This window comes from Yoonia sp. (genome assembly GCF_017854415.1).
GTDB lineage: Bacteria > Pseudomonadota > Alphaproteobacteria > Rhodobacterales > Rhodobacteraceae > Yoonia.
On sequence record NZ_JAFMHR010000117.1, the window covers coordinates 1 to 9,719 of the forward strand.

The window sequence follows — 9,719 nt, forward strand, 5'->3', positions numbered from 1 at the left end:
AACAGATGACCCGTCAAACCGGCATGGACTGAGCCTCATACACAGAGTTTCGGATACTCCCCGTATCGACCACGACATTCCACGACAAACTGCTTGCGGGGTCGAAGCCTCGGACCTCAAAATCACTGGTCTCTTCATCGATCTTAAAGTGCCGCTCGATTATGCCCGCATATGTCGGATGTGCTTGATTGGATAACGATCTGTAAATGCTGTCATACTCGGCCTGCATTCCAACAGCTTGGCACTTTCTCTCAAAACTTAGATTCTTGCCGCCAAGTTCTGTGATTTCAGATGTTTTCGCTGCAAGCTTGTCTAGCTCTTCGGCAACGGAAATCTTGGCCGCGATCGATGCGAAGAAAGGATTTCCGGCCTCCGCAGCCTTCAACTTAAGCCGCATGCCTTTCAAGAAATCCGCCTGTGAATTCCAGTGGAAATCATCACTTTGAATAATATTCTTAGCTTCAACTAGATATTCAAACGCAGAACGCAAAATTATTTGTGCGTCGAAGACTTTATCTTCCCTTACTAGCACTAAAATTGCATGACACCGTTCCAGTATCGAAACACTTAAGCCTACAAAAATTTGATCTCTGTAGCTGTGCTTGTCAAAGCCTAGTAGCCCAAGCTGATCAATTCCCTGAAATATCGTGGCCTCTAGTTCAGTCAATTCGATTGTTTGATTCTTATTCGGCACCAAACAGTCTTCCCCACAAATCATACTCCCCAGCCTCTTCCACAACCACCTTCACAACATCCCCAACCGACAACCGATCAACACCCTCATCAATAAACAAATTCCCGTCGATCTCGGGCGCATCTGCCCATGTCCGGCACGTCGCGATGCCGTCTTCGTCGATATCGTCCACGATAACCTCAAGCGTGCGGCCAACCTTTGCGGCCAGCTTTGCCGCCGAAATCGCCTGTGCCTTTTCCATAAACCTATCCCAGCGCTCTTGCTTGACCTCCGCCGCTACATGATCAGGCAATGCGTTGCTGCGCGCGCCTGCGACGTTTTCGTATTGAAAACAGCCCACGCGGTCGAGTTGCGCCTCGTCCAGCCAATCTAGCAGGTGTTGAAACTCTTCCTCGGTCTCGCCCGGATAACCCACGATGAATGTCGACCGCAGGGTGATGTCGGGGCAAATGCTACGCCAAGCGGCGATTTCGTCGAGTGTTTTCGCCCCCGCCGCAGGTCGCGCCATGCGGCGCAGCACATCAGGGTGGGAATGTTGGAACGGGATATCAAGGTAAGGCAGCACGCCGTTGGTCGGGTCCGCCATGATCGGGATCAGGTCGCGCACGTGCGGGTAGGGATAGACGTAATGCAGCCGCACCCATGCGCCAAGCTTGCCCAACTCGCGGGTCAGATCGGTGATGTGGCTGCGGACTTCGCCATCCTGCCAAGGGTTCACATCGTATTTGCGATCAAGTCCGTAGGCAGAGGTGTCTTGGCTAATCACCAGCAGTTCTTTGACGCCTGCGCCCACCAGCTTTTCCGCCTCGCGCAATACTGCATGGGCGGGCCGCGATGCCAGCCGACCGCGCATATCGGGGATGATGCAGAACTTGCATTTGTGGTTGCAGCCCTCGGAAATTTTCACATAGCTATAGTGCCGCGGTGTCAGGCTGACCGCACTCGCGGGCAACAAATCGATGAACGGATCAGGGGCAGGCGGCACATTGGCATGCACCGCGTCCAGCACCTGTTCGTATTGGTGCGGACCCGTGACTGCCAGAATTTGCGGATGATGTTCGCGGATATAGTCGGGTTCGGCGCCCAGACAGCCTGTCACGATGACTTTGCCGTTTTCGCGCAGCGCCTCGCCAATCGCATCAAGGCTTTCGGCTTTGGCACTATCAAGGAACCCGCAGGTATTCACGATAACGGCTTCAGCACCCGCATAGTCGGGGCTGATCGCGTACCCTTCGGCCCGTAGCCGGGTCAGAATGCGTTCGCTATCGACCAAGGCTTTGGGACAGCCAAGGCTGACCATTCCGATAGTGGGTTGGCCCGCGCGCGGGGTGTCGGTGATTTTTGCGCGCGGTGCGAGGTCGGGGCGAAGCTCTGGCGGGTTTTGTGTCATGCGCTGCCATATAGCGTGGCGTGAAACCCGTGGAAAGCGCCTTACTTCGTTTGCATCTTCTTGATCATGTTCATCGCCATGCGTCGCGGTAGCCAAGGCATGATCCAGTTCAGCATGAACCGCAGTTGTCCTTCGTTGATCGCGCGCAAATCACCGCGCAGCATGGCGTCATAGCCGAACTTTGCCACTTTGTCGGCAGTTGATCCCTTTTGCGCCGCCAGCCCTGTGCCTTCTAGGTCGGCGACAGCGGCAAATTCGGTTGCGACATAACCCGGCTCAAGCGCGGTCACTGTGATACCTTTGTCGCGCAATTCCGCGTCAAGCGCTTGGCTAAAGCTGCTAACATAGGCCTTGGTCGCAAAGTACGTCGCTTGCAAAGGGCCGGGCATGTAGGCTGCGGTTGAGCTGACGTTCAGGATTTTGCCGCCACCGTGCGCGACCATGTCCTTGGCGACCATATGGGTTAGTGCAACCAACGCTTTGACGTTAAGGTCGATCATCGCCAGGTCGGCATCAAGCGCGCGGTCAGTGAACGCGCCTTGACCGCCAAAGCCTGCGTTGTTGATCAGGACATCGATTTTGTGGTCCTTGGTGGCTGCATAAAGCTGTGCGGCACCGTCTGGTGCGCCCAGATCAAGGGCCACGACTGTGACTTTGACATCGTGCGCCGCCTCAAGTTCGGCTTTCAGCGCCTCTAATGCGTCGGCACGGCGGGCCGTGATAATCAGATCACCGCCGCGTTTTGCGTGGTAGCGTGCGAATTCGCGTCCGATGCCAGAAGAGGCACCAGTGATCAGGGCAGTATTGGACATATGTATATTCCTAAAGAAGTCAGCGTTTGCACCGATGTATGCAACGGTGCGGTAACTTCAATGGCAGGTGGGATTAACCCATCACCATCAATTCGCTCAACTGCATGGCGCTGTCGTCCATATCTAGAAACGGGCAGCTTTGCGCGATGGCGCGGGCGGCATCCATGTCGGGGGCATTGATGATGGAATAGCCCATCATGGTGGTGATTTCCTTGCTGCCCAAGACCTCGCTGCCCTTAAGCGGTTGCTGCGGGACAATTGCGTCCAAACCGCCGATCCATTCCATGTAACGCTGCATGTGCGCTTGACCCTCTTCGGGCGTCGCAGGTTTACTGCCGCCGTGATAGGTCATGATAAACTGAGGCATGGGAAAGATCCTTTCATAATTGGGGGACAACGGTGGACCCTCGAACGTGGAAAAGCAAAGAAAAAGGCCGCTTCTGGAGAAAAGCGGCCTTTGATCATGTTTGGTGGATCATGATCCACGCTAGGTTTTATCGGCGACGGTCGCGCCGTGATGACATTGGCTGGAAGGCTACGCCGACATGAGCCTCGCAGTAAGGCTTGCCTTGCTGCACGCCCAAACCACAGAACCAAAAGTCATCCGTAGCAGGATCACCGACAGGCCACTTGCAAGTCTTTTCAGTCAATTCCATCAAGCTGATACGCTTGGCGGTCTTCTCAACTTCGCTGACTTTAGCCAATGCCTCGGGGCTGATTTCATTCGCGGATGGTTGCGGTGGCAAAGGCTGCCCCGCAGGAATAATCGCGCGACGCGCCGCCGAGATCGGAATGCCGTTCTCGTCCAGCTCAAGCTCTTCTTTTACAGCAGGCACAGAAGCCACAACCTTTGGCTTGGCTGCAGGTTTTGGCGCGGGCTTTGCAGCCGCTGCTGCCGGTTTTTCCTTAGGCGCAGCTTTTGTCGCCGCTGACCCGCCAGAGCCCGCACGGTTCGAAAGCCCCAACCGGTGCACCTTGCCAATGACCGCATTACGCGTGACGCCGCCCAATTCCTTGGCGATCTGGCTGGCCGACTGGCCTTCGCCCCACATCTTTTTGAGCGTCTCAACGCGCTCGTCTGTCCAGGACATCACAATTCCTTTGAGTTTACCGACCGGATACGCTGGTGCGATCGGGTCATTTTATATCTTATCTGGGTCATAATAGTCATTGCGGCCAGCGATGTGAAGCCAAGGTATGGGCTTTTACGCAACTTCTGGCGTTTGCGTGTCGGTTTACCCCCGGACCCTAGCGTTTCGCCGCCGATCCGCTATGAGAAGTGCACTGCAAAAGGAATAAAAAATGAACGAACCAATCCAAATGGGCGTGCGTCGCTTTGGCCGGGTGAACTGGCTGGGGACATGGACGCTGGTGCGCCGCGAGATCAGTCGCTTTATGAATGTTTGGTCCCAAACGGTTATGGCGCCGTTAATCAATGCGGGTTTGTTCTTGATGATTTTCACGATCGCAATTGGGTCACAACGCGGCGATGTCATGGGAGTGCCGTTCATGACGTTTCTGGCACCGGGCATTTTAACGATGACCGTGATCCAGAACGCCTTTGCGAACACATCGTCCAGTTTGGCGTCTGCAAAAGTACAGGGCAATATCGTTGATACGCTCATGCCGCCTTTGTCTGCCGCAGAACTGGTTGCAGGTTACATCGGTGGCGCTGTCGCGCGCGGAGCTTTGGTGGCGGTGGTCATTGCGTTGGGCGCTGTCTTGTTCCTTGGTGTAGGCATGCAAAACCTCGCGTGGGTGGTGGTCTTTGTGTTTTTGGGATCGGTCTTGATGGGCGGACTGGGAATGATTGCGGGCATTTACGCAAACAAGTTCGATCAACTGTCTGCGATCTCGAACTTTCTGATCACACCTTTGGCGTTTTTGTCGGGTACGTTTTATTCAATCGAGGCGTTGCCACCGTTGATGCAAACTCTGAGCCATGCAAACCCTTTCTTCTATATCATTGATGGGGTGCGTTTCGGGATGATCGGGGTCAGCGATAGTAGCCCTTGGATTGGTCTGATGGTTGTGGGGCTGGCCTGTGTTGTGGTTCTGGGCATCTGCTTGCGGTGGATGCACACAGGTTACCGGCTCAAGTCCTAGTAGACGCCACGCACTGGAATGCCGTGTTCGGCCATGACGTAAACCAATGTGTCAGTGTCAGGTAAATCGGCAGCAAAGATACCTTCTTCGGTGCCGTTTTTGAAAACAATCGCGATATTGGTTTCGTCGCTGATATCGGACGCACGTAAATAGGCGATGTCTTCAAGGCACACAAAACGCGGTTTGCGCCATGCTGAAAGCACAAGAAATTCTGGATCGACCTTGATGCCGTAGATGGGTTTCGGGACAACCATCCACGCTAATGTGACAGCACTTGCCACCCATACGAGCGGCATCAAATGGGTTGCGCCGGCAATAAGAACGGCCATTAACAGCAAAGCCACACCAAATGCGGCAAGCCAAATCGCGCCTTTGCCGGGGGCATTGCGGTATTCGTACACTTCGTTCATGAATGTTACCTACACATTAAAAATGGCTGGATTTAGGCTAAGTTTATGACAAATGCGGCCTAGGCGCGAAGCCGCCGTTCACGCCATGCCAGCAGCGAAGCCCCGCTGAGAATGATGATCGCACCCAAGACGCTGACCCAATCAGGCCAAACATCAAAGATCAGCATGTCGTAAAGTGTCGCAAAAATCAAAGTGATATAGCTAAACGGTGTCACAAAGCTGGCATCCGCACGCGCCATTGCGTTCACAAAACAGGCCTGCGCCGTCGCCATCAAGACACCAAGACCCGCCAGCGCACCCCACTGTGACGGCGTAGGCATCTGCCAGACGGGCAAGACCGCAAGGGTTGCGATGCAAAGACCAATTGCGTTGTTGATCAGCAGGATCTGAAAGGCAGGTTCGCGGTTGGCGAGCTTTTTGATGAAAATCAGCTCCATTCCCATGATCGTCGCGGCGCCCAAAGCCAACAGGCCCGCTGCCTGAAACGTCTCTGGGCCGGGGCGTAGCAGGATCAGGGCACCGATCAGCGCCATAAAAGCCGCTAGCCAACGCCAACGCCCGACCCGTTCGCCGAGCAGGGGGATAGCCAGTAGCATCCCGAACACAGGGTTCAAAAAGCTGATTGCAGTGGCATCTGACAGCGGAATAAAGGCGACAGCGGCAAACATCAGTGTGACGCCGCCCCACCCAAATAAAGTGCGTCCGACATGCAGCCCCCAATGCGGGTTCGAAATCGTAGGACGGAAAATCAGGGCGGCACCGGCGATTGCGGCAAATGCGAACAAGAACCGTCCATGCGAGATTTGCAAAGGGTGTAAAGGCGGCCCAAGTACGTCCGTGCCCAGCGACTTTGCCATAACCATCGTGCCCGCGATGAACGCAGTTGCTGTCAGCATAAAAACGACAGCAAGGGGTGGATTTGGGGCGTGCAAACTCATGCCTGCATCCTTGGATGTATTGGATCGTCGTTGCAAGCTGCGAACCTTAAGGGGTTTTCCTTGGTGTACGAATACGCTACGAAACAGCCATGAAAACGCAACTGACATATGTAATTCGACGCCGACGCTAATTCGCGCCGCCATTTGTCACGTCCTTCATAACCCACTAACATTATTGACTCACCCCGTGCGGTCCTGCACCAATCGGGCTTACGTTTAAGGAAGATCGCCATGATCACGTCTATTCTACCGACTTATTCGCGCGCACCGCTGACATTCGTGTCTGGAACGGGGTCTTGGCTGGTGGAGCAAGACGGGCGACGCTTTCTGGATCTGGGCGCAGGGATTGCGGTGAACGCGCTGGGACATGCCAATCCGGCGCTGGTCGAAGCTCTGACCGAACAGGCAGGTGCGCTTTGGCATGTGTCCAACTTGTATAATATTCCCGCGCAGCAAAAGCTGGCGGATGCGCTTGTCGCCAACACATTTGCGGACACGGTATTTTTCACCAATTCCGGCACAGAAGCCTGCGAATTGGCTGTCAAAATGGCGCGCAAGTATTGGTACGACAAAGGCACGCCAGAGCGGAGCGAGATCATCACATTTTCCGGGTCCTTCCATGGCCGCTCAAGCGCGGGTATTGCTGCTGCTGGTTCCGAAAAAATGACCAAAGGGTTTGGCCCGCTTCTGCCCGGTTTTACCCATCTTGAATTTGGCGATCACGACGCGTTGCGGGCGGCCGTGTCAGATCAAACCGCTGCTATTATGGTCGAACCGATCCAAGGCGAAGGCGGTATCCGCCCGCTGCCAGATGTTTGCCTGAAGGGTTTGCGCGATCTTTGCGACGAACACGGTATTCTGCTGATCCTTGACGAGGTTCAATGCGGTATGGGTCGGACAGGCAAACTGTTTGCGCATGAGTGGGCGGGAATTACACCTGACATCATGATGGTCGCCAAAGGTATCGGTGGCGGCTTTCCGTTGGGTGCGGTTCTGGCCACTGAAAATGCAGCCTCTGGCATGACCGCAGGCACACATGGGTCCACTTATGGGGGCAATCCCTTGGCCTGCGCAGTTGGCGCGAAAGTAATGGAGATCATCGCAGACGACGCGTTCTTGGCTGAAGTGAACCGCAAAGCGGCGTTGATGCGCCAAAAGCTTGAAGGCTTGGTCGCGGCATATCCGGATGTCTTCGAAAGCGTGCGTGGGTCGGGCCTGATGTTGGGCCTGAAATGCAAGGCCACCAATACTGATGTGGTCAAGGCGGGCTACGGGCAGGGCGTTTTGACGGTTCCTGCGGCGGACAATGTTGTGCGGCTGTTGCCGGCACTGAATATCGCGGACGAAGACATCGCAGAGGCAGTTTTGCGTCTGGATGCGGCGGCAGCGCAGTTAGCGGGGGGTCATGCGTAATTTCACATTTCGAAAGCTAAAGTCGACTGATTTGCCACTGGTACGGCGCTGGCTTGATGCGCCGCATGTCAAAGCATGGTGGCCCGACGCTGAGCGGCATGTTGCGATGATGTTGGATGATTTGAACAGTGCAGGTGTGGATATGAATATCGTGTCCCTGATCGATCACCCGTTCGCCTTTGTTGTTGATTACAACGCCAACGCATATGGGCAACCGCAATACGCTGACCTGCCACCTGGCGCGCGCGCCATGGACAGCTTTGTCGGTGATTCAGCGTTTATGGGGCAGGGGCATGCTTCGGGATACCTCAGCGCACGGGTTCGGGATTTGCGGATGAAACATTCGATGATTGCGGTGGCCCCGAACACCAAAGATATCCATGCGATCAACATCTACAACCAAGCGGGTTTCAAAAAGCGACGACTTGCTACAGCACGTGATGGCAGCCTTGTCCAAGTTATGACCCACCTTTGAAATTCAGGGCGCAAAGCCCCAATAAAAGCGAAACGCATGAATCACTTTCTAGACATCCATACGACGCCCACTGAACAGTTGCGGCAGATCATCGACAATGCCCAAAGTATGAAGACTGCGCGGGCAGGCAAACCCAAAGGCACGCTTGACGCGGACCCGCCGCTCGCAGGGCATATGGTAGCGTTAATTTTTGAAAAGCCCTCGACCCGCACACGCGTTTCTTTTGACGTCGGTGTGCGGCAAATGGGCGGCCAGACGTTGGTGCTGTCTGGGGCTGATATGCAACTGGGGCACGGTGAAACCATCGCCGACACCGCCCGCGTCCTATCGCGCTATGTGGACCTGATCATGATCCGGACGTTTGAAGAACAAACCCTGCTGGATATGGCTGAATATGCGACTGTGCCTGTGATCAACGGGCTGACAAATCGCACGCATCCCTGCCAGATCATGGCCGATATAATGACCTTCGAGGAACATAACGGCCCGATCAAAGGCAAAAAAGTTGTCTGGTCCGGTGACGGAAACAACGTATTCGCAAGCTTTGCCCATGCTGCCAAGCAGTTCGATTTCGATCTGGTGTTCACCGGACCACCCCCGCTGGACCCAGAACCAGCGCTTGACGGGCTTTACACCACGGTGCGCGATCCAAACGAGGCCGTCCAAGGCGCCGATCTGATTGTGACAGACACCTGGGTCAGTATGCATGACCCACAGTCTGCTCGCGAGCGGCGGCATAACCAGTTGCGCGGCTATCAAGTAAATGATGCGTTGATGGCCAAGGCCAAGGATGACGCGTTGTTCATGCACTGCCTGCCCGCACACCGCGACGACGAGGCGACAAGCAGCGTGATGGACGGGCCACGTTCGGTTATTTTTGATGAGGCTGAAAACCGGCTGCACGCGCAAAAGGCGATCATGCGATATTGCTTGGGCGTCTAGGATCAGGCGTCATTTGGTCAAAAGGACTTTTTTATCCATGTCCATAAAAGTCAAAAAACGACAGTCACTCGAAGATATTTTGGCTTCATGTTCCGACACTATTTTCCCGGATAAAATGGGGAATGCTCCAGTTTTTGTGGACAGCCGTGATGTTGACGGTGACACACCTCTTCATGTGATGTTGTGGCGCAACGACACTTATGCAGTCTTGCGGTTGATCGAAGCTGGGGCGGACGTAAACGCAATTGGTGATATGTCCGAAACACCATTGCATCTTGCAGTGCGCAAGCAGGATTTAAAGGCAGTTGAAGCTTTGCTTGAGGCGGGTGCGAACGTCACTTTATCGTCCGAATTTGGCGACACGCCAATCGGGCTCGCGAAAGCGCTGGGTGGCGATATGCGAAGACTTTTCGATAACAGCTAAGTTAAATTTTTCTGTATTTTAAAGTATGTATCCTGCCGGTAAGCGCAGTCCGGCAGGGTTTACGTCAAGGCCTTGAGCAACGCCCGCAAACCTGAATCATCGACTTTCTTTTTGG

The 9,719-nt window shown here is 54.6% G+C and carries 12 protein-coding genes; 5 read left to right on the plus strand and 7 right to left on the minus strand.

Annotation, left to right across the window (positions count from 1 at the left end):
* Positions 1-13: 13 nt before the first annotated feature.
* From QZ197_RS12505 to QZ197_RS12525, 5 genes are all read right to left on the minus strand, one after another.
* Positions 14-667: a DUF5677 domain-containing protein gene (locus QZ197_RS12505; RefSeq protein WP_296432348.1), complete on the minus strand. Its 654-nt coding sequence runs from the start codon at positions 665-667 to the stop codon at positions 14-16.
* 16 nt (positions 668-683) lie between these two features.
* Positions 684-2,084, minus strand: a complete 1,401-nt coding sequence (rimO, locus tag QZ197_RS12510; RefSeq protein WP_296432349.1) for a 30S ribosomal protein S12 methylthiotransferase RimO — start codon at positions 2,082-2,084, stop codon at positions 684-686.
* 41 nt (positions 2,085-2,125) lie between these two features.
* Positions 2,126-2,896, minus strand: a complete 771-nt coding sequence (locus QZ197_RS12515; protein WP_296432350.1) for an SDR family oxidoreductase — start codon at positions 2,894-2,896, stop codon at positions 2,126-2,128.
* Between the two features lie 73 nt (positions 2,897-2,969).
* Positions 2,970-3,263, minus strand: coding sequence for a hypothetical protein (locus QZ197_RS12520; RefSeq protein WP_296432351.1), 294 nt, complete (start codon positions 3,261-3,263; stop codon positions 2,970-2,972).
* Positions 3,264-3,390: 127 nt separating this feature from the next.
* Positions 3,391-3,987, minus strand: a complete 597-nt coding sequence (locus QZ197_RS12525; protein ID WP_296432352.1) for a GcrA family cell cycle regulator — start codon at positions 3,985-3,987, stop codon at positions 3,391-3,393.
* Between the two features lie 211 nt (positions 3,988-4,198).
* Between QZ197_RS12525 and QZ197_RS12530 the strand changes: the two genes are divergently transcribed.
* The gene (locus QZ197_RS12530; RefSeq protein WP_296432353.1) at positions 4,199-5,002 is read left to right on the plus strand and encodes an ABC transporter permease; all 804 of its coding nucleotides are present in this window, start codon (positions 4,199-4,201) and stop codon (positions 5,000-5,002) included.
* Here the strand turns inward: QZ197_RS12530 and QZ197_RS12535 are convergent.
* Together QZ197_RS12535 and QZ197_RS12540 are read right to left on the minus strand one after the other, a co-directional pair.
* Positions 4,999-5,412, minus strand: coding sequence for a hypothetical protein (locus QZ197_RS12535; protein ID WP_296432354.1), 414 nt, complete (start codon positions 5,410-5,412; stop codon positions 4,999-5,001). The two genes, QZ197_RS12530 and QZ197_RS12535, sit on opposite strands and share 4 nt — an antisense overlap.
* Positions 5,413-5,471: 59 nt before the next feature.
* On the minus strand, positions 5,472-6,350 hold the full coding sequence (locus QZ197_RS12540; protein WP_296432355.1) for a DMT family transporter: 879 nt from the start codon (positions 6,348-6,350) through the stop codon (positions 5,472-5,474).
* A 231-nt stretch (positions 6,351-6,581) separates the two neighbouring features.
* On the opposite strand from QZ197_RS12540, the gene QZ197_RS12545 reads away from it, so the two are divergent.
* The 4 genes from QZ197_RS12545 to QZ197_RS12560 are packed head-to-tail and all read left to right on the plus strand — an operon-like array spanning position 6,582 to position 9,604.
* A complete protein-coding gene (locus tag QZ197_RS12545; RefSeq protein WP_296432356.1) occupies positions 6,582-7,763 on the plus strand; it encodes an aspartate aminotransferase family protein in 1,182 nt (393 codons plus the stop codon).
* Positions 7,756-8,238: a GNAT family N-acetyltransferase gene (locus QZ197_RS12550; RefSeq protein ID WP_296432357.1), complete on the plus strand. Its 483-nt coding sequence runs from the start codon at positions 7,756-7,758 to the stop codon at positions 8,236-8,238. Before QZ197_RS12545 ends, QZ197_RS12550 begins: the two co-directional genes overlap by 8 nt.
* A 36-nt stretch (positions 8,239-8,274) precedes the next feature.
* Positions 8,275-9,180, plus strand: coding sequence for an ornithine carbamoyltransferase (gene argF / locus QZ197_RS12555; protein WP_296432358.1), 906 nt, complete (start codon positions 8,275-8,277; stop codon positions 9,178-9,180).
* 37 nt (positions 9,181-9,217) lie between these two features.
* The gene (locus QZ197_RS12560) at positions 9,218-9,604 is read left to right on the plus strand and encodes an ankyrin repeat domain-containing protein (protein WP_296432359.1); all 387 of its coding nucleotides are present in this window, start codon (positions 9,218-9,220) and stop codon (positions 9,602-9,604) included.
* Positions 9,605-9,719 lie beyond the last annotated feature (115 nt).